The 18,701-nt window shown below is 35.8% G+C and carries 19 protein-coding genes and 1 riboswitch; of the genes, 8 read left to right on the top strand and 11 right to left on the bottom strand.

The window, feature by feature from the left end:
• Positions 1-10 precede the first annotated feature (10 nt).
• The 4 genes from HCO57_RS15000 to HCO57_RS15015 all read left to right on the top strand — a co-directional run bounded on the left by HCO57_RS15000 (position 11) and on the right by HCO57_RS15015 (position 5,164).
• Complete coding sequence (locus tag HCO57_RS15000; RefSeq protein WP_167989704.1) at positions 11-589, top strand: non-canonical purine NTP diphosphatase; 579 nt, start codon at positions 11-13, stop codon at positions 587-589.
• A 182-nt stretch (positions 590-771) separates the two neighbouring features.
• Positions 772-2,532, top strand: coding sequence for a DEAD/DEAH box helicase (locus HCO57_RS15005; protein WP_136951545.1), 1,761 nt, complete (start codon positions 772-774; stop codon positions 2,530-2,532).
• A gap of 74 nt (positions 2,533-2,606) precedes the next feature.
• Positions 2,607-3,383 carry a carboxypeptidase-like regulatory domain-containing protein gene (locus HCO57_RS15010; protein ID WP_136951544.1) on the top strand — a complete coding sequence of 259 codons (777 nt, stop codon included), beginning with the start codon at positions 2,607-2,609 and terminating at the stop codon, positions 3,381-3,383.
• An 89-nt stretch (positions 3,384-3,472) separates the two neighbouring features.
• Positions 3,473-5,164: an alpha-amylase family glycosyl hydrolase gene (locus HCO57_RS15015; protein WP_167989705.1), complete on the top strand. Its 1,692-nt coding sequence runs from the start codon at positions 3,473-3,475 to the stop codon at positions 5,162-5,164.
• Between the two features lie 346 nt (positions 5,165-5,510).
• Here HCO57_RS15015 and HCO57_RS15020 read toward each other — a convergent pair whose 3' ends face one another.
• Genes HCO57_RS15020 through HCO57_RS15030 form a run of 3 tightly spaced genes read right to left on the bottom strand, consistent with a single transcriptional unit; the run spans position 5,511 to position 7,112 of the window.
• Entirely contained in the window at positions 5,511-5,888 is a 378-nt protein-coding gene (locus tag HCO57_RS15020; protein ID WP_167989706.1) for a VOC family protein, read from the bottom strand.
• Between the two features lie 2 nt (positions 5,889-5,890).
• Entirely contained in the window at positions 5,891-6,415 is a 525-nt protein-coding gene (locus HCO57_RS15025) for an SRPBCC family protein (RefSeq protein WP_167989707.1), read from the bottom strand.
• A gap of 40 nt (positions 6,416-6,455) precedes the next feature.
• The gene (locus HCO57_RS15030; RefSeq protein ID WP_167989708.1) at positions 6,456-7,112 is read right to left on the bottom strand and encodes a TrmH family RNA methyltransferase; all 657 of its coding nucleotides are present in this window, start codon (positions 7,110-7,112) and stop codon (positions 6,456-6,458) included.
• A 35-nt stretch (positions 7,113-7,147) separates the two neighbouring features.
• On the opposite strand from HCO57_RS15030, the gene HCO57_RS15035 reads away from it, so the two are divergent.
• The 3 genes from HCO57_RS15035 to purB are packed head-to-tail and all read left to right on the top strand — an operon-like array spanning position 7,148 to position 9,806.
• On the top strand, positions 7,148-7,837 hold the full coding sequence (locus HCO57_RS15035) for an SIR2 family NAD-dependent protein deacylase (protein ID WP_167989709.1): 690 nt from the start codon (positions 7,148-7,150) through the stop codon (positions 7,835-7,837).
• A gap of 5 nt (positions 7,838-7,842) precedes the next feature.
• Positions 7,843-8,415, top strand: coding sequence for an adenylosuccinate lyase (locus HCO57_RS15040; RefSeq protein ID WP_167989710.1), 573 nt, complete (start codon positions 7,843-7,845; stop codon positions 8,413-8,415).
• Between the two features lie 47 nt (positions 8,416-8,462).
• On the top strand, positions 8,463-9,806 hold the full coding sequence (purB, locus tag HCO57_RS15045; protein ID WP_167989711.1) for an adenylosuccinate lyase: 1,344 nt from the start codon (positions 8,463-8,465) through the stop codon (positions 9,804-9,806).
• Between the two features lie 75 nt (positions 9,807-9,881).
• On the opposite strand, the gene HCO57_RS15050 is transcribed toward purB, so the two are convergent.
• The 6 genes from HCO57_RS15050 to HCO57_RS15075 all read right to left on the bottom strand — a co-directional run bounded on the left by HCO57_RS15050 (position 9,882) and on the right by HCO57_RS15075 (position 13,529).
• A complete protein-coding gene (locus HCO57_RS15050) occupies positions 9,882-10,697 on the bottom strand; it encodes a mechanosensitive ion channel family protein (protein WP_167989712.1) in 816 nt (271 codons plus the stop codon).
• A 153-nt stretch (positions 10,698-10,850) separates the two neighbouring features.
• Positions 10,851-11,387: a DUF4252 domain-containing protein gene (locus HCO57_RS15055; RefSeq protein WP_167989713.1), complete on the bottom strand. Its 537-nt coding sequence runs from the start codon at positions 11,385-11,387 to the stop codon at positions 10,851-10,853.
• A gap of 42 nt (positions 11,388-11,429) precedes the next feature.
• On the bottom strand, positions 11,430-11,954 hold the full coding sequence (locus HCO57_RS15060) for a DUF4252 domain-containing protein (RefSeq protein ID WP_167989714.1): 525 nt from the start codon (positions 11,952-11,954) through the stop codon (positions 11,430-11,432).
• A 72-nt stretch (positions 11,955-12,026) separates the two neighbouring features.
• Positions 12,027-12,569 (bottom strand): DUF4252 domain-containing protein, encoded by a 543-nt coding sequence (locus HCO57_RS15065; protein WP_167989715.1) that lies wholly within the window; start codon positions 12,567-12,569, stop codon positions 12,027-12,029.
• An 11-nt stretch (positions 12,570-12,580) separates the two neighbouring features.
• Positions 12,581-13,033, bottom strand: coding sequence for a hypothetical protein (locus HCO57_RS15070; RefSeq protein WP_167989716.1), 453 nt, complete (start codon positions 13,031-13,033; stop codon positions 12,581-12,583).
• On the bottom strand, positions 13,020-13,529 hold the full coding sequence (locus HCO57_RS15075) for an RNA polymerase sigma factor (RefSeq protein WP_167989717.1): 510 nt from the start codon (positions 13,527-13,529) through the stop codon (positions 13,020-13,022). The genes HCO57_RS15070 and HCO57_RS15075 overlap by 14 nt, the downstream gene beginning before the upstream one ends.
• 185 nt (positions 13,530-13,714) lie before the next feature.
• Here HCO57_RS15075 and HCO57_RS15080 point away from each other — a divergent pair, with 185 nt between their 5' ends.
• Positions 13,715-15,151, top strand: a complete 1,437-nt coding sequence (locus tag HCO57_RS15080; protein WP_167989718.1) for a S41 family peptidase — start codon at positions 13,715-13,717, stop codon at positions 15,149-15,151.
• A 45-nt stretch (positions 15,152-15,196) separates the two neighbouring features.
• Here HCO57_RS15080 and HCO57_RS15085 read toward each other — a convergent pair whose 3' ends face one another.
• Together HCO57_RS15085 and HCO57_RS15090 are read right to left on the bottom strand one after the other, a co-directional pair.
• Entirely contained in the window at positions 15,197-16,594 is a 1,398-nt protein-coding gene (locus tag HCO57_RS15085) for a DUF5074 domain-containing protein (RefSeq protein WP_167989719.1), read from the bottom strand.
• 8 nt (positions 16,595-16,602) lie between these two features.
• On the bottom strand, positions 16,603-18,432 hold the full coding sequence (locus HCO57_RS15090; protein WP_167989720.1) for a TonB-dependent receptor plug domain-containing protein: 1,830 nt from the start codon (positions 18,430-18,432) through the stop codon (positions 16,603-16,605).
• Positions 18,433-18,465: 33 nt separating this feature from the next.
• Positions 18,466-18,687: riboswitch (cobalamin riboswitch) on the bottom strand.
• Positions 18,688-18,701 lie beyond the last annotated feature (14 nt).

Here is an 18,701-nt window from a genome sequence, read left to right on the forward strand (position 1 = left end):
AATTACAACTATGCAATTGGTTTTCGCAACCCATAACCTAAATAAGTATACCGAGATAAAAGCGCTTATGCCTAACCATATTGAGCTTGTAACCCTAGATATGATTGGCTGTACAGAAGAAATTGCCGAGACTGGTCTAACGTTGGAAGCCAATGCACAAATTAAAGCTGATTATGTTACCAAAACCTACAATTTGCCATGTTTTGCAGATGATACAGGACTTTTAGTAGATGCCTTAGATGGCGCACCTGGAGTATATACAGCTCGCTACGCTGGCCCACAAAAGGATGCAAACGACAATATGAATAAGTTGTTAGCTGCATTGGAAAATAAAGACCATCGTAAAGCACATTTTAAGACCGTAATTGCGCTGAATTTAAATTCTAAAGAAAAACACCAATTTAACGGGGAAGTTCATGGAACAATTGCCTTAGCACAACAAGGAACAGAAGGTTTTGGGTACGACCCAATTTTTATTCCAGAAAACTATGACCAAACATTTGCTCAACTCCCACTACAAACAAAAAACACCATTAGTCACCGCGCTAGAGCTTTAGAAAAGTTGCTAGCCTTCTTAAAAACCTCATAAACAGTCACTTTTAAAAGAAATCTCACTTAAATCGTTTCAACTAAAGAATTAAGCGTACCTTTGCCGCTTAATTTACGCCGATGGTCCTTAAATAACAGGATTGGGGTGTTGCGCAGAGCTTTGGTTTATAGGTAATTACGCTCCATGCAACACACGTATTTGCGAGTACTTATAAACTATTTATGTCAAATTTTGATTCTTTGGGGCTAAACGCCTCATTACTTTCTGCTATTGCAGACATGGGTTTTGAAACTCCTTCTGAGGTTCAAGAAAAAGCTATCCCTATTTTATTAGAAGACGAGACCGATTTGGTTGCGTTAGCACAAACTGGTACTGGAAAAACTGCAGCATTTGGTTTTCCGCTTATTCAGAAAATTGTTACGGAAAGTAGAACCACACAAGGGTTAATACTATCTCCTACACGTGAACTTTGCTTGCAGATTGCTAAAGAAATGAAGGCTTACTCTAAATATGAGAAGGGCCTTAACATTGTTGCCATTTATGGTGGTGCAAGTATTACAGACCAAGCAAAACAAATTAAAAGAGGGGCGCAAATTGTAGTGGCTACTCCAGGCCGTATGAAAGACATGATTGGTCGTGGAATGGTAGATATTTCTAAGATTGATTATTGTGTTCTAGATGAAGCCGACGAAATGTTGAACATGGGCTTTTATGAAGACATAAAAGATATTTTATCTAATACCCCAAAAGAGAAATCTACTTGGTTGTTTTCTGCAACCATGCCTAAAGAAGTTGCTACAATTGCTAAGAAATTCATGCATCAACCTAAAGAAATTACGGTTGGTTCAAAAAATTCTGGCGCTAATACTGTACAGCATGAATATTATGTTGTAGGTGGTAGAGATAGATACGCTGCATTAAAACGATTGGCAGATGCCAATCCTGGTATATTCTCAGTAGTATTTTGTAGGACTAAGAGGGATACTCAGAAGATTGCTGAAAAACTGATTGAAGACGGTTACAATGCAGGTGCCTTGCATGGTGATTTGAGCCAGAATCAGCGAGATTTAGCAATGAATGCCTTTAGAAAAAAGCAAATACAGATGCTTGTTGCTACAGACGTAGCTGCTAGAGGTATAGATGTTGATGACGTTACCCACGTAATTAATTACCAACTACCAGACGAAATTGAAACTTACACCCACCGTAGCGGTAGAACAGGTAGAGCGGGTAAATCTGGTATTTCTATGGTCATTGTAACCCGTAGTGAGATACGTAAGATAAAGGCTATAGAAAAGAAAATACAAACTAAATTTCTAGAGCAGCAAATTCCAAGCGGAATGGAAATTTGTGAAATACAATTGTATCATTTAGCGAGTAGTATCAGAGACACTACGATTAATCCAGAAATTGAATCCTATTTACCAGCTATCAATGATGTTCTAAAAAATCTTGATAAAGAAGAGTTGATAAAAAAGATTGTTTCTGTAGAATTTACAAGGTTCTTCAACTACTACAACAAATCTAAAGATATTAATAGTAGTTCTAGAGGAAGTGATTCTTCTCCTGGAGAAATTCCTACAGAAGGCTCTGTACGTTACTTTATCAATGTTGGTGAAAAAGATGGCTATGATTGGATGTCTCTCAAAGATTTTTTAAGGGATAATCTGGGCTTAGACCGTGATGATATTTTTAAGGTAGATACCAAAGACACCTTCTCTTTCTTTAATACAGATGCACAGTTTGCTCCAATGGTATTAGAGACCTTTAAAGAATTTAAAGTTAATGACAGATTTGTCAACGTAGAGGTTTCTAAAAACCCCGGTGGTCGAAGCGGAGGAAAAGGTAAGCGTAGAGATCGTAAACGCGGAGGCGGTGACAGACGCAGAGGCGACCGTAATAGTAGCGGCGGCAATTTTAAAAAGAAAAGAAGTGGCGGACAAGGTGGTAAAAAAGGAAAAAAGGGAGGCGGATTTTTTTAGTTAATCCCTTGCTAAAAAGTAGGCATAGCTTTTAATTTTTTGTTGTTTTGTAATTTTACCATAGAAATTATTAGATGAACCTACGTATTTGGCCCATTTTTCTGTTATTATTTGGAGCGCTGACAGCGCAAACCAATGATGCAGAGTCACAGGAGGGCGAATTAAAAGCCATAGTTGTCAACGCTCAAACTGATTTTCCACTAGAGAGCGTACATATCATCAACCTTAATAAAGTAGTTGGTACTATAACGAATGAAAAGGGTGAGTTTACCGTGAAAGCAGCGGTAAACGACACTCTTTATTTTACTTTCTTAGGTTTTAAACCTCAAAAAGTTAGAGTTACCAACGACATGTTTAAATTTCAAGGCACCAAAGTAGCCTTAACAGAACTTGCCTATGCGTTAGAAGAAGTGGTTGTAAGACCATATCAACTAACGGGCTACTTAGAAATAGATGTAAAAAACTTACCTATTAACACAGGGTATCAATACAGTATTTCTGGCCTTAATAAAAGTTATGAGGCTGGTAACAAAAACCCTGGAGCAGTAACTAAGGTATTAGGAGCTATCATGAATCCTGCAGATTTATTACGAAACCTCTTTGGTAAAAAACCTGCGCAAATGCGCAAGCTTAGACAGATGAAAGAGGACGATAATATTCGCGATTTACTAGCATCTAAGTTTGATAGAGAAACGCTTACACAGTTATTACAATTAGATAAGATGGATATTGAGGATATTCTAAACAATTGTAATTATTCACGCTCATTTATAGAAACCGCTAATGATTTGCAAATCCTTGATGCCATTAGTAGTTGTTATGAAGAATATAAAGTGCTAAACCGTAGGTAAGACATCAAATTATAGTTTGATACCCATACCCCTTAATTTTTTTTTATTTTCTGAAGGGCATTTTATAGCTTTAGCCAAAATCCTCAACTATGAGAAAACTACTTATTGCAATGGCTATATTTTCTTTATTGGGTAGTTGCAAAAATCAAAAGAAAGAAACAGCGCCCGAGATAGAAAAAGTAGAAACCACCGCCGTAGTTAACCATCAACAAACGCCTTTTAAATGGGATGCTGCCAATATTTATTTTTTGCTTACCGATAGATTTAATAATGGTAAAACCGAAAATGACATCAATTTTGAACGTAAAGATTCTACAGCAATTCTACGTGGCTTTTTGGGTGGCGATATTGCTGGTATTACTCAAAAAATAGAAGAAGGGTATTTTACGGATTTAGGTATTAATGCCATTTGGTTTACACCTGTTGTGGAACAAATACAAGGAAGTGTTGATGAAGGTACGGGCCAAACCTATGGTTACCATGGATATTGGACCAAAGATTGGACAACGATAGACCCAAATTTTGGCTCTAAGAAAGAACTAGGACAACTTGTAGAAACTGCACACAAAAAAGGAATTCGTATTCTATTAGATGTTGTTTTGAACCACACTGGACCTGTTACAGAATTAGATCCCGTATGGCCAAAAGAATGGGTAAGAACAAGTCCTCAATGCGATTTTGAAAGTTATGAAGGTACAACAGCCTGCACTTTAGTAGAAAATCTACCAGATATTTTAACCGAATCTGATGAAGCCGTAGAATTACCAGATGCATTATTAGCAAAATGGAAAAAGGAAGGCCGATTATCTAAGGAATTAGATGAACTTAATCGCTTCTTTGAAAGGACTGGATACCCTAGAGCTCCACGTTTTTATATCATAAAATGGCTAACAGATTACATTCACGAGTTTGGTGTAGATGGCTTTAGAGTAGATACGGTAAAACACGTAAATGAAAACGCATGGGGAGAATTACGAAAAGAAGCCGATTACGCCTTTAATCTTTGGAAGAAAAAAAATCCCGAAAAAGTGTTTGATAATCAACCCTTTTACATGGTTGGTGAAGTATACTTCTATGGCATCTCTAATGGAAGAATGTACGACTTTGGTGATAAAAAAGTAGATTATTTTGCTAATGGATTTGATGCCTTAATCAATTTTGAGCTCCGTAGTGATGCAGAAAGAGACTACGAATCCGTTTTTAGAAAATACAGTTATTTACTACATACAAAGTTTAAAGGAAAAGGGTTTCTAAATTACATAAGTAGCCATGATGATAGCTCGCCTTTTGATGTTGACCGCACCAAACCGTACAAATCTGCAAATATGCTCTTGTTAGCTCCAGGTGCGTCTCAAGTATATTACGGTGACGAAACCATGCGCCCTTTAAAAGTAGAAGGTGCCATTGGCGATGCTAATTTGCGCTCTCCTATGAACTGGCAAGACCTAGATAGCTTAGCAACTACAAAACGTATTCATACCCATTGGCAGAAACTAGGGCAGTTTAGAAGAAACCACTTGGCTGTGGGGATGGGTAAGCACAAAAGACTTTCTCAGAAACCATATGTATTTTCCAGAAGTTTTACAGAGGGTGAAATGAGAGACAAGGTGGTAATTGGTTTAGATTTACCAACCGGTAAAAAAGCACTTTCTGTTAAAGGCTTCTTTGGAGATGGCACCCTTTTATATGACACTTATTCTAAACAAGAGGTTGTAGTTAAAAATGGAAAAGTTGTTTTAGACAATGAATACGATACAGCATTACTAGAATTAAAACAGTAATTCTATCGAAAGAAGCACCTATTATTGTTCTTATTTTCATCGTTCCTTAGTTTTTTAACCTGTAAACAATCTAAAAACTCAATTTAGCAACCGACAATCATATAAAAATTATCCAAAACAATCATGATGCTATCGTCATCTAACACGGATATGGAAGGTAAACCACCTACTAAGGGCGTTAACTTTGCTTTGCAAAACAGCTATTTTAGCTAAAATTCAGTAAATCGCTGAAACTAAAATTTAAAGAGTAATTAGAAAAAAGAACTTTAATCTTAAAAAAGAGATGGTTGATATTGCATTATAGCTCACCAACCTAAGGAAAATAAACTACACTAACTTAAGCTCCTTATGTTCTAGAATGTAGTGCTATTCTATTCCCCTCAGTATCTAAAAACAAGCCCATAAATCCAATTTCTGGACTTATCAAAGTTTTCTCTTTCAATATTTTTCCACCTGCCTTGGCAATCCTATCTAACGTATGCTGTACGTCTACAGAATTGAAATAGATTAGTACACCATCAGTAGCACTAGATTGGTAATGATTAGGCTGTTCAATTAAAGAACCAGACGCCCCATTTTTAGTTTCGCCCTGCGGGAACCACCCCATTTTAGTTCCTCCAAAAATTTGAACATTTATAGTACAATTAAAAACTGCCTCATAAAATTTTTGCGCACGTAACATGTCCGCCACCGGTATCTCAAACCAACCTACTAAAGTATCCATAATTATGATTCCATTTTGGATTTTAAACTAGCCAAACCTTCCTCAAAATCCTTACCAACCATTTTATCCATACTCATAAACAACATCATAATACGCATCGGGAATTTATTTTTTCCGTTAAATCCCCAAGTTACTTTAGTTCCCTGATTTACGCTTTCCGTAATAAAGTAACAATTAGATTCTGATTTAAAAGGTTTTAAAAAACGTAATTGTCCTTCTATGCGTTCACCATCCTTTATGCTGGTTATCTCTTGTTCTCCTTCCCCTACTTCCTTGTTGCCATTCCAATAACTAACACTACCTACTTCGCCATCCACACCACGATATTCTTTATGCATACCCGGATCTTTTTTAGCCCAAGGAGACCAAGTATCTTGCTCTTTTAAAGAGCGTAACACATTAAAAACTTCAGCTTTTGGCTTGTTGATGAAAATAGAACGAGAAACATCATACTCCTTTGGAGCCAAAAGGGTTAATAACAAAATAAGCGCCAGCAAGCTGATGACAACGTAGAGGAAAATGTACATAATTAATATGGTGTTAGGTTGTAATTTAAATATACAACTTTTATCGCTCCGCTAAATAACGTTCAATTATTCCTTCTACGCTTTTAATAGATTTTTTAGCCCAATCCAATCGCTTCTCTTGCAAAAAGGCTTTAGACAATTGCCAAGGTAAATCTGTTTTACGCAATTTATCTGCTAAAACCTGTACTGTGATTGCTGCAGATACTGAAACATTTAAGCTTTCTGAAAAACCGACCATAGGCACTTTAAGATTCAAGTCTGCCTGTTGTAAAATTGCGTCACTTAGGCCCGTGCGTTCCGTACCAAAAAAAAGTGCTGTCTTGCCCTTAAACTCAAAATCTGGTAAATCTACACAATTGCCATGTGGCGTTGTTGCTACTATTGCATAGCCCTCTGCTTTTAAGTAAGATAGACAAGCCTCTGGTGTACCGTATCTTTTAACGTCTACCCATTGTTGTGCTCCCATGGCTATATTTTTATCTAATCGCTTACCAAATCTATCTTCTATAACATGTGCACTTTGGATACCAAAGGCATCACAACTCCTTATTATTGCACTTGTGTTATGCAACTGATACACATCTTCTATAGCCACGGTTAAGTAATTGGTACGATTGGCCAAAATTTCTTCGAATCTAAGTTTACGCTCCTCGGTAAGATAACCTTGTAAGTACGCTAATAAATCATAATCAAACATAGCGAGAAAGATAGTGAAAATGGTATTTTTACACTATGGCGAAGCAAAAAATAGCAATCTTAACTGGCGCTGGCATGAGCGCGGAAAGCGGTATTAAAACATTTAGAGATGCAGACGGACTCTGGGAAGGTCACGATGTAAAAGAGGTAGCTACACCTGAAGGATTTGCAAATAATCCAGCTTTGGTGCTCAATTTTTACAATCAAAGAAGAAGGCAATTGCACCACGTACAACCTAATTCTGGTCATAAAGCCTTAGTTGCATTGGAAGAAAAATTTGAAGTAAAAATAATAACACAAAATGTAGATAACCTTCATGAAAAAGCTGGTAGTACTGATGTATTACACCTCCATGGTGAATTGCTTAAAGTAAGAAGCACAAAAAATGAAGATTTAATTCTGGATTGGGAAGGTGATTTAATGCTGGGAGATTTGGACGAAAAAGGACATCAGCTAAGACCCCATATTGTGTGGTTTGGAGAACTAGTTCCCATGCTAGAACCAGCCATCACCTATACCATGAAAGCTGACATAATTATAATTATAGGCACCTCCATGCAAGTATATCCCGCAGCGGGTTTAGTTAATTATGCCAAACCCAACACACCTATTTACTTTATAGACCCAAGCCCTAGCGTAAATACTAACGAATTTGACAAGCTTACTATAATACAAGAAACAGCCGCTAATGGTGTTCCAAAACTTGTACAAGAACTGCTGAAATAAAACCAATGAATACAGCATCATTTGTTCAAAAACTCAATCAAAAAAGATTAAATAAAGATGAAATACTAACATTAGTAGAACTCGTTCTAGATAAACCAGAACTAATGCACCCGCTTATCACTACAAGCTTTGAACAAGACGCGCTTAAAACCAGTTTTAATGCAAGTTGGGTTCTAGACCACACATTAAGAAAAGAAAAGACCCTCCTTCTCCCCTATTTAAATCTTTATATAGAGGGACTTGCAACGGTAAAAACAGAATCTTGCCTTAGACCCTTTGCACATATATTACAACTAACTTGCATTGCTTATTACAAAGAGAAACATTTTAGTTTTAGACAGGTTATACAAACAAATCATCTAGAAACATTAACTACACTTTGTTTTGATTGGTTAATTGGTGAGCACAAGGTGGCCACAAAGGTATTTGCCATGACTAGTTTGTATTATTTAGGCTTGGATTTTTTGTGGATACATCCGCAATTGCAAGCTATTTTAGAAACAGAAATACATACAGGTACTGCGGGTTACCAAAGTAGGGCAAAAAAAACGCTAGACTTGCTACAAAAACAAGGTTAAGGACTCTTTAAGTTTAGCTATATTTGGGCTTTTAAAATTGCAACAAAATGTCTTTAAGTCCTTTAAATGCCATTTCTCCTATAGATGGTAGGTATAGAAATAAAACCGAAAGTTTAGGTAACTACTTTTCTGAAGAAGCTCTAATTAAGTATCGTGTCTTGGTAGAGATAGAATATTTTATCGCACTATGCGAAATTCCTTTACCGCAACTCGCAGATTTTGATTCCTCTAAATTTGATGCCTTAAGAGAAATCTACAAGCAATTCTCTGCTAATGATGCGCTGGCTATTAAAGAAATAGAAAAAACCACCAATCATGATGTTAAGGCAGTGGAATACTTTATAAAACAAAAATTTGATGCATTAGGCTTAGAAAAACATAAAGAGTTTATTCATTTTGGACTTACCTCTCAGGATATTAACAACACAGCAATTCCGCTCTCTATTAAAGACGCCATGAATGCGGTATATGTACCCCTACATTTAGAAGTTTTAGATAAACTCAAGGCATTGGTAGAAGAGTGGGACAATGTATCTATGTTAGCACGCACCCACGGGCAACCTGCTTCTCCTACCAGGTTAGGAAAGGAATTAGCTGTTTTTGTAGAGCGTTTAAAACAACAATTTGATTTGCTAAACGATATTCCCTCTGCTGCAAAATTTGGTGGTGCAACGGGTAATTATAATGCACATAAAGTGGCTTATCCTTCTATTGACTGGAAAGCTTTCGGGCAAAATTTTGTGCAGGGCAAATTAGGATTACATCACTCTTTCCCTACCACACAAATTGAACATTATGACCATATGGCCGCCTTGTTTGATGGCCTAAAACGAATTAATACAATTTACATTGATTTAAATAGAGATATTTGGACGTACATCTCTATGGATTATTTTAAGCAAAAGATTAAAAAAGGTGAGGTTGGCTCCTCTGCTATGCCCCACAAGGTAAATCCTATAGATTTTGAAAACTCTGAAGGTAATTTAGGTATCGCAAATGCTATTTTTGAACATTTAAGCTCAAAACTACCTGTGTCTAGATTGCAAAGAGACCTTACAGATAGTACCGTTTTGCGTAATGTGGGCGTTCCTTTTGGGCACACCATTATAGCATTACAATCTACACTAAAAGGTTTAAACAAACTTGTATTAAATAAAGCTAAGTTTGATGAAGATTTAGAAAACAATTGGGCGGTTGTTGCAGAAGCAATACAAACGGTATTAAGAAGAGAAAGTTATCCTAATCCGTATGAAGCCTTAAAAGCATTAACCCGTACCAATGAAAAAATAACAAAAGATTCTATTGCTGCATTTATTGACACGCTAGAAGTTAGCGCAGCTATTAAAGAAGAATTAAAGCTAATAACACCCGCAAATTACACAGGTGTTTAGCAGTGTAATATAGATTAAAAAAAAGCCCTGTTTAATACTATAACAGGGCTTTTTAAAATATATAGGGGACGTAATTTAAGCGTCTTTATGAATTTCCACACTGTGTGGGTAAGGAATTTCAATACCAGCCTTATCAAGCGCAATCTTACAATTTTCGCACGTTGCAAAATACACATCCCAATAATCTTCTGGCTTACAAAATGGTCTTACCGCAAAGTTTACAGAACTATCTGCTAATTCCATAACATTAACAGAAGGAGCGGGGTCTTGCAAAACTTTTGGATTAGAGGTTAGTACCTCTAACAACACATCTTTTGTTTTCTTTATATCTTCTCCATAACCAACACCGATAACGGTATCTACTCTAATTTTGCCCTCAGCAGTATAGTTAACAATATTGCCATTGGCCATAGCACCATTAGGCACTATAATTAATTTATTCTCTGGAGAAACTAACTTGGTCGTAAAAATTTCTATTTCTTTAACTACACCTAATACGCCTTGAGCTTCTATCAAATCACCTATTCTATAAGGCTTAAAAATCATAATCAGCACTCCACCTGCAAAATTACTAAGTGAACCCTGCAAGGCTAGACCTACAGCCAAACCTGCTGCGGCAATTACTGCAGCCAAACTTGTGGTTTCTACACCTAACTTTGATATTACTGTAATGATTAGAAAAATCTTAAGACCCCAAGTAACTAGGTTTAATAAGAATTTTTGAAGTGATTCGTCATAATTGCTTTTAGCCATCACTTTTCTTAGCATACCAGTTAACTTCTTGATAATCCAAGAACCGATAATGTAAATTAATATAGCACCAATTATTTTAGGGCCATATTCAGTTACAAAGCCAATACCTTTTTCTATCCAAACTTCTGCGTTTTCCATAATGTTTTAATTGGTTTTTATAGTGTTTGTAAGTTTAGAAACCAAAGTATGAATAAAGTCACACGTAAATCTTAACTTAAGATGAATTATTCGCAAAAAAAATCCTGAACCACACTGTAGTTCAGGATTTTAGTATTTAAAAACTGAATTGTGTTATTTAAATATGTCTGCGACTCCTTCTAATCCTTCCCCATTAAAATCAGATTTATCTAAAGCCTGGATTAACTGTACTAAATGAGCAGGATTCATATTTTCTCCTAAAACCCTTACCACTGCAAAGCCTTTATCATCGCTAGCGCCAAAAATAACGACCTCATCAATAGCATCTTCTTCCCCTAAATACTTAACCACGCCTTTTCCAAATTGCGTATTGATTTTCATCAATTCCACAAACCTATCGTCTTTTAGTATGGCATTAACCTTGGTCTTTTCTGCCGTAAACTCCGCTTCATTATCATCCTTTTTTTGATAAGCCAGTACATTTAATTTACGTAAAGAATTAACGGCTTCTCGTTGGGTGTCCGTTAAGGCTACCGCATCTATGTTAAGCACACTTGCGGGTATATCCACAATTAAAAACTTTGGGTTTTCTTGATTTTCAACATAATATTCTTGGAGAGTTTGCTTTTCACTACAAGCCGTGCATACGAGCACACAAACTAGTGCTATCCCTTTTATAATTTTATTCATATTGGTTGATTTTAGGTGGTAAAATAGCCAGTTTACCCACTGTTATTTACTACGTTTTACTTCTTTTACTTCTTCTGGCAAATTCAATTGGTTTACTAAAGCACCTATTTTTTCCAATTCAATTTTACCGGTAATATTCACCACAACAGATTCGGTTCTATGGCTATCTCTGTGTTCAACATGCATTAATAACTCTTTTACAATTTCATCATTATTAGTGTTTTTTACATAAAAATTAATAATGGCATCTTTGTCTTTTACCTTCATTAAACTTTCTAAGCGTCTTTCTTTAAGGTGTACTTTTACAGCATGGCTTAAATCTGCAGCTACGGAAGATTTTTCTGTGACATACACTTTTATTTCGTCTATGTTTTTAGCCAAATTCAGAAAATCTTTTACCTCTGGGTCATCTGTTTCAATATCTATATGAGAGGCTAACTTTAAAAGCCCTTTACCAATAGACACGGTGGCTACGTCTTTAGAATTTTCATATTTATCAAAAACAGATTGAGCTATTGCAAAAATTGGTAAAATTGCCAAACAAAGGGTTGCTAATACTTTTTTCATGATTGATTGTTTTAAGATTGATGATGAATAGTTTTAAAACATCGGGCAGCTACACCACCCGATGTATATTATTTACTTACTTTTTTTACCAGCTTCATTTAATTGCTCTGGTAAATTCATTTTTTTGGTTAACGAACTTATTTTATTTAAATCAATGTCTCCCGTTAAGGAAAGCAAAACCGTTTCAAACTTGCGCCCGTTAGCTTCTACATCTTTAATTCCAGTAATGAACATTAAGAGTTCACTCACGTGGTCACTGTCTTTACCTTCTTTAATGTAAAACTTAACATTGGCATCTTTATCTTTAATTCGCATTAACTCAGACAAAGAAGCTGTTTTTAAGTATTTGTCTACAGAAACTTTCATATCTGCACCAATATCTCTATTATCTGTCGTAAAAACTTTTAAGCTTTTAAGACTTGTGGCAATATCCACAAAGTCTTGCGCTTCTGGGTCATTAACCTCTACATCTATTTTAGCTAAAAGGTTAAACATACTCTGGTTTACTACCACAGATGTTACCGCATCTAACTCTTCGTATTTATCAAAAAGTGACTGTGCCATGGCAGAGATAGGAAGTATAGCTACCAATACAATTAAAATTGTCTTTTTCATTTTTATTCTTATTAATTTGTTTTGTAAATTTTTTGTTTAGAAGCTTCAAACTCTTTTAAATAAGCTATTTTCTCTGTACCCTTACTAAAGTTTTCTGCCAATAGATTTAATGCTTTTTTGGTTTCTTGGTAGGCATACATAGCTTGTTCTTGTTCTATGCGTTTCTGTTCTTGTTGTTTACGGTACGTATCTTGTCCAAAATATACTCCTATGGCCACAACTACCGCTGCCGCCGTAGATAACCACCCAAAATTTCTTTTTTTACTAGGTTTTGATGGTATCTGCTTTGTAAAGGTTTCTTTTTTGGCATTAGCAAAATAGCTGAACATAGGTTGGTATTGTACCAAATGTGGTGCTATTTGCTCTTGTGCAAAATACGCTTGTAACTCTTTTTCTTCCGCCAAAGAAGTTTCGGCTTCCAAATATTTTTCTACTAAACTTTCTATGTGTTTATGCGATTCCATAGTTATGTTTTTGTATTAATTTTTCTCTCACTGCTTTTCTAGCCCTAGACAAGGTTACCCTTACTGCCGTAGGCTTCATATCTAACATTTGTTCTATCTCTTCATAATCATATTCTTCAATATCTCTGAGCTGCAACACCATTTTCTGTTGCTCTGGGAGCTCTTCCATAATTTTTTCTACCCAAGAAATACTATCGGCATGCTCTATCTGTTTCTGTACTTTTTTACCTTCATCTTCATAATTACTATGCACTAACTTTAAATTACTTGCTTGTTTGCTTTTTAGGCGGTCCAAGCAAAAATTCTTAGTCATGGTCATAGCAAATGCCTCTACACTTTTATACTTTGTCATAGCCTCATTACGGGTCCATAACTTCAACAGAATTTCCTGAGTTGCATCTTCTGCCTCTTCTTTAGAGACAAGGAGCCTTTTTGCTAGTCTATACAGCTTATCCTTAAAAGGCATTACTGTTGCTAAAAACTCTTGTTGTTTCATTTTTTGGTTGATTGTTTAAAACACCTTTAAGGTGGTTTCTATAATGCAGACGATGCTCATTTAAATTTGTTACAAGGCAAACTACCTTTTTTTAAAATAATTGGCATGTTTTATGCTACAACTGATATATAATGTGATGCATTATTGATGAATTATCACTAAATTTTACCCTTTAAAATGTTTGTATGAAAAAGTTAAAAATTTTATCCCTATTACTTTTAGGTTTATCGATACTTGCCTGCAATAATGACGATGACGTCACAGTAAAAAACAATGTTGTCACTCAAAACTTTATGTGGCGCGCTATGAATCTTTGGTACTTTTGGCAACAAGACGTCAACGATTTAGCAGACGACCGCTTTAGCAGTGAAGAAGAGTATCAAGACTATCTAGCGCAAACCAGCGACCCTGAATTATTTTACAAAAACTTACAAGTAGAAGAAGACCGTTTTAGCTTTTCTAATCCTAATTATAAAACTTTGGTCAACAACCTTAGTGGTATTTCTAAAAGTAATGGATTAGAATTTGGCTTGGTACGCTACCCAGAAGGATCTAATATTTTTGGTTATGTACGTTATATAGTACCAAATTCTGATGCTTCTAACAAAGATATTGTTCGTGGCGATATTTTTAATCGCGTGGATGGGCAACAGCTCACAGATGCTAATTATACAGAATTACTTTTTGGCAGTAACGACACCTACACTTTGGGTTTAGCCACGTTTAATGAAGGTGAAATTACAGAGCTTGAAGAAGAGGTTAGCCTCACCAAATTTGAAGGTTTAGCAGAAAATCCTGTTTTAATAGCCAAAACATTAGATGTACAGGGAACAAAAATTGCCTATTTAATGTACAATGGCTTCACCAATGAGTACGATAAAGAATTGAATAACGCTTTTGCTGAGTTTAAAGCCAATGGTGCTACAGAATTAGTACTAGATTTTAGATACAATCCTGGAGGTTCTGTAAATTCTAGTCGCCTTTTGGCTAGTATGGTTTATGGTACAAACACAAGTGACCTTTACATAAAACAACGCTGGAATGATAAAATTCAGGCTCAGTTTGACCCTGCAGATGTAGAAGATTATTTTGCTGCCGATGTAGACGGCACTGCTTTAAACACATTGAATTTATCTAAAGCGTATGTTATCACCTCTGCCAGAACTGCCTCTGCAAGTGAATTGCTGATAAACGGATTAAATCCGTATATAGAAATGATAAAGGTAGGTGATACTACTCGAGGTAAGAACGAGTTTTCCATTACCATGGTAGACGACCCAGATAATAGTTATATCTACCGTTCTTCCAGAGAAGGTAACATCAATCCTGATAATAGCTGGGCTATTCAACCTTTGGTAGGTCGCAATGAAAATGCAGATGGATTTTCTGATTATACCGCAGGTATTGCACCAGATTTTTACCAAAGAGAAGATTATGGTAACCTCGGTGTATTGGGCGAAGAAACAGAGCCTCTGTTAGCACGCTGTTTACAAGAAATTACGGGCGCTACGGCTAAAGGTTTTACTCCGGTGGTGTACAACAGAAAAGAACTTACAGGCTCAGAAATGTTTACGGCAGTCAAAAACAATATGTGGTTAGACAATCCTCCTAGATTAAAATAAAAAAAGCAGCCATTAGGCTGCTTTTTACTTTAAGCACTTCTTTATTTAGTTAGAAGAGACATTCTCATAAACGGCAGCTGGAATAACGCCAACATCTAGGGTTGAAATCAAGGAAATATCTGTTAAATCATAAACTTCCACTGCTCCATTACTTACATAATCTTTAGCATCAGAACCGTAAAGGGTTGTACCAATTATATCCATACCATACCAAAATTTGCCGGTAAGAATGGGATTTGTTGGCAATTCGGTAGCGTCTACATTCATGGTAAACAAATTACCAGCTACCATATAATATAACTCCCCGTCTGCATCAACTTCTAGGCTACCTGGGTGCTCCGTTTCTGAAAATTCTAGTGTCCTAGCAACTGTATTATCCGCTGTTTCAATAACAATTAAAGACCCGCCAGACTCAGTACCTGCCCAAGATGGTACACCTCCGCACAACACAAATAATTCTCCCTCTGCTGTAAGCTGCATGGAATTTGGAGAATCGTCTACAGTTATTTCAACAACAGCACTATTTGTAGTATTAATTGCGGAAACAATATTATTTTGTCCAAAACCTCCTTGATGCGCAACATATACTGTTTCTCCATTGGCTAAAATAGCTTCTGGACCTTCAGCAACAGCAATATTACTTTCTATACTATTGGTGGTTAAATTTACAACAGCAACATAATCATCGTCAGGATTGGTACCGTCTCCCCAATTAGTAACATATCCTTTTTTCCCTACAATTGCCATGAATCTAGGGTTTAGCAATCCACTATCAATAGTAGTAATTGACTCAAATGTAAAACGATTTACTACTTCTATTTTCTGTGAATTATTTAAAACGATATAAGCCACATCTCCACTAAATGCAATGCTTTGTCCCGTATCCCCTAATGGTCTCCCATTTACCTCAGAAAAAATTGAAGTTTGATTTGTTTGTAAATCATTAGATAAGAAATCTATTCTGGCATTTCCTTGGCCAAAATTACCTTCATGCAACAACAATAATCCATTTTCGTAAGGATAACTATCATTATCAACTAGGGTTATGGTCAATTCTTCATCAACAAATTCCGCCATGTCATCACCAGTAATACCGGTAATTGCTATGGTGATTGTTTCCTCTAATTCTACCGTTTCATCATCAATTATTGATAGGGTAATATTAACGGTAGTTGCACCTGCTGACAAGGTTACGGGGCTAGTAGCAATAGTGTAATCCTCATTAATGGTAGCGGTACCCGATAATTCGTATGCAATTTCTACATCAGTCAAAAACGGATTATTAGTATTTAATGTAATTTCCACATCTCCGTCTTCTTCATTAACGGTAGTAGTAGATAAAGAAATACTTACAGTACCTTCTGGTAAGGTTACATCGTCATCATCAGAACAAGAGACCAATAGTACACCTGCTGTGATAATACTTAAAAAGATTTTTTTCATATTCATATTTAAAAGTTAAGTGTTAGTAAAAAATTATAGTTTCTATTTGGCATCGGCCTAAAAGCAACATTTTCGTAATAGGTGTTATACAAATTTTGCACTCTTATTCCCAGCGTAGTTTGGAGCGACTTTTTATTGACTAACGGGATTGAAAGACTTGCATTGGCTACAGTATAATCTTCTAACTCATTCCCAATTACCCTAACAGCTCCGTTATACAATTGCTGGTAAGAAAAACGAACGCCTCCATAGTAAAAATCAATATTTACATTACCTCTATGTTTGGGCACGTAAAATAATTGCAAGTCTGTTGTATCATCTATAGAACGTGTAAAACTATAATTAAGGCTAGAAGAGAATTGTAGTTTTTGAAAAAACGCTGCAGCATAATTAAGTTTATATTCTAAGCCATAAATGGTAACACTATCTTCATTAACAGGGGACCAAATGCCATTAGAGTTTGGCAACCACCGTATCATATCTTTTGTTTTTATCAAAAAACCATGCAAAGCTGTTTCGAGATTATTGAAATCTAAAGCATTACCAATATCTATTTGATACGAATTTTCTGGAATCAACTCTAAATTACCACCGGGCTGCCAATACAAATCGTTAAACGTAGGCAGATTATAATTACGAGATGCATTCCACCTTAGTGCATAGTTGTTAGATATTTGCCATTCTCCGTTTGTTCCAAAAATTAAAGGAGAACTAAATTCTGAATTGAAATCTTTTCTTGCTTGTAAAGTAACATTTAGGCGGTCTAAATTTTTATATTTTACTAAAAATGTACCTCCACCATTACTCCTGTTTGGTTTTTCTATGGAAGAACCTTCACCTACCAAATGAGTTGCTTCTAAAAATGAATTTAACGTCCATTTCTGGCTTATATTTTTTTCCCATTCATATCTTGCTAGCAACGTATTCACTTGTCCAAAAGAAAAAAAATCGCTTTGCTTGTTTTCAAAATACTTGTACTTTTCAAACAAGTGGACCAAACGTATTTGAGAAGTCGCTTTCTGATGCTTCCAATGCAAGTGCAGCTGAGTTTTTAAGTTTAAATCTTTATACTTACTTCTGGATGGTGCTGTAAGCGTGCCGCTAAATTCACGTTCTCCTAGTTGCGTTTGATGGTATATTTTTAAAATTTGATTCTCACGCAAACGGTGAGCTACATTCATATTTATTCCCGTATGGGAGAACGCTCCATTTTCATTTATTTGATTTGTATTTAAATATTTATAGTCATTGTCTGACTGTAATTGATTAACCGCTAAGGAAAAAGCCCATTTATCTGAACTAAGATGGTGTTTAGCACTTGTATTAAGGGTGTTAAAACTACCGTAACCAGCAAACAATTTAGTATGTGTTTTTGCATTAAATCTGAGTTCATTACCTAAATGTACACTGCCTCCAATAGCACCTGTTCCATATTGAGCGCTAGCTCCACCGCTTTTAACAGTAATAGCATCGTAGTTTAGTGCATTAATGGTATTAAAATCTATTTGTCCATTTAAAGGGCTGTTCACGTTTATACCATTCCATACAACTGCAGTATGAGATGCATTGGTCCCCCTAAATGAAGGTGACGCCACCATACCATAACCATTTTGTTTAAAGTAAATTGGAGTATTAAAACCCAAAACATTGGCCAACAATGGGTCATTTTTCTTTAAAATAGAATCTTTAAGTTCCGTTTTTTGATGTCCATCACTAAATTTTTGCAAGCGACTATCTGCAACTACAACTTCCTTCAATTGGGTTATAGGCACATCCTGTGCTTGAAGGCAACTAGTACCTAAAGCTAAAAAAAGAATAAAAGAGTAAATAGTTTTCATAACTCTAAAACCTTTATCCCGAAGGCTTTTCTAGTTTAATTAATGAATTTTGGCAGGTCTCCTGACTTGTTTTATGCTATTTTACCTTCCCATCCTAAAAACCAGACAGTGGTTTTGTAGAAAACAGCATCCCTTTTGGGGAACCAAACTCTAGTTTGGTATAAACTTACAGTTGCGGGAACAGTTCTGGAGTTGCACCAGATTCCCTTTTAATCAATTGCACTAGACAACTGAACCAAAAAATCCGGGCAAAACTACATATTTTGTTT

Origin of the sequence: Croceivirga sp. JEA036 (assembly GCF_011882165.1) — a bacterium.
Classification (GTDB): domain Bacteria; phylum Bacteroidota; class Bacteroidia; order Flavobacteriales; family Flavobacteriaceae; genus Croceivirga.

Excerpts from the sequence above, each read along its gene's own strand:
- HCO57_RS15000 (WP_167989704.1), top strand. The coding sequence starts at position 11 with ATGCAATTGGTTTTCGCAACCCATAACCTAAATAAGTATACCGAGATA.
- HCO57_RS15005 (WP_136951545.1), top strand. The coding sequence starts at position 772 with ATGTCAAATTTTGATTCTTTGGGGCTAAACGCCTCATTACTTTCTGCT.
- HCO57_RS15010 (WP_136951544.1), top strand. The coding sequence starts at position 2,607 with ATGAACCTACGTATTTGGCCCATTTTTCTGTTATTATTTGGAGCGCTG.
- HCO57_RS15015 (WP_167989705.1), top strand. The coding sequence starts at position 3,473 with ATGAGAAAACTACTTATTGCAATGGCTATATTTTCTTTATTGGGTAGT.
- HCO57_RS15020 (WP_167989706.1), bottom strand. The coding sequence starts at position 5,888 with ATGGATACTTTAGTAGGTTGGTTTGAGATACCGGTGGCGGACATGTTA.
- HCO57_RS15025 (WP_167989707.1), bottom strand. The coding sequence starts at position 6,415 with ATGTACATTTTCCTCTACGTTGTCATCAGCTTGCTGGCGCTTATTTTG.
- HCO57_RS15030 (WP_167989708.1), bottom strand. The coding sequence starts at position 7,112 with ATGTTTGATTATGATTTATTAGCGTACTTACAAGGTTATCTTACCGAG.
- HCO57_RS15035 (WP_167989709.1), top strand. The coding sequence starts at position 7,148 with ATGGCGAAGCAAAAAATAGCAATCTTAACTGGCGCTGGCATGAGCGCG.
- HCO57_RS15040 (WP_167989710.1), top strand. The coding sequence starts at position 7,843 with ATGAATACAGCATCATTTGTTCAAAAACTCAATCAAAAAAGATTAAAT.
- purB (WP_167989711.1), top strand. The coding sequence starts at position 8,463 with ATGTCTTTAAGTCCTTTAAATGCCATTTCTCCTATAGATGGTAGGTAT.
- HCO57_RS15050 (WP_167989712.1), bottom strand. The coding sequence starts at position 10,697 with ATGGAAAACGCAGAAGTTTGGATAGAAAAAGGTATTGGCTTTGTAACT.
- HCO57_RS15055 (WP_167989713.1), bottom strand. The coding sequence starts at position 11,387 with ATGAATAAAATTATAAAAGGGATAGCACTAGTTTGTGTGCTCGTATGC.
- HCO57_RS15060 (WP_167989714.1), bottom strand. The coding sequence starts at position 11,954 with ATGAAAAAAGTATTAGCAACCCTTTGTTTGGCAATTTTACCAATTTTT.
- HCO57_RS15065 (WP_167989715.1), bottom strand. The coding sequence starts at position 12,569 with ATGAAAAAGACAATTTTAATTGTATTGGTAGCTATACTTCCTATCTCT.
- HCO57_RS15070 (WP_167989716.1), bottom strand. The coding sequence starts at position 13,033 with ATGGAATCGCATAAACACATAGAAAGTTTAGTAGAAAAATATTTGGAA.
- HCO57_RS15075 (WP_167989717.1), bottom strand. The coding sequence starts at position 13,529 with ATGAAACAACAAGAGTTTTTAGCAACAGTAATGCCTTTTAAGGATAAG.
- HCO57_RS15080 (WP_167989718.1), top strand. The coding sequence starts at position 13,715 with ATGAAAAAGTTAAAAATTTTATCCCTATTACTTTTAGGTTTATCGATA.
- HCO57_RS15085 (WP_167989719.1), bottom strand. The coding sequence starts at position 16,594 with ATGAAAAAAATCTTTTTAAGTATTATCACAGCAGGTGTACTATTGGTC.
- HCO57_RS15090 (WP_167989720.1), bottom strand. The coding sequence starts at position 18,432 with ATGAAAACTATTTACTCTTTTATTCTTTTTTTAGCTTTAGGTACTAGT.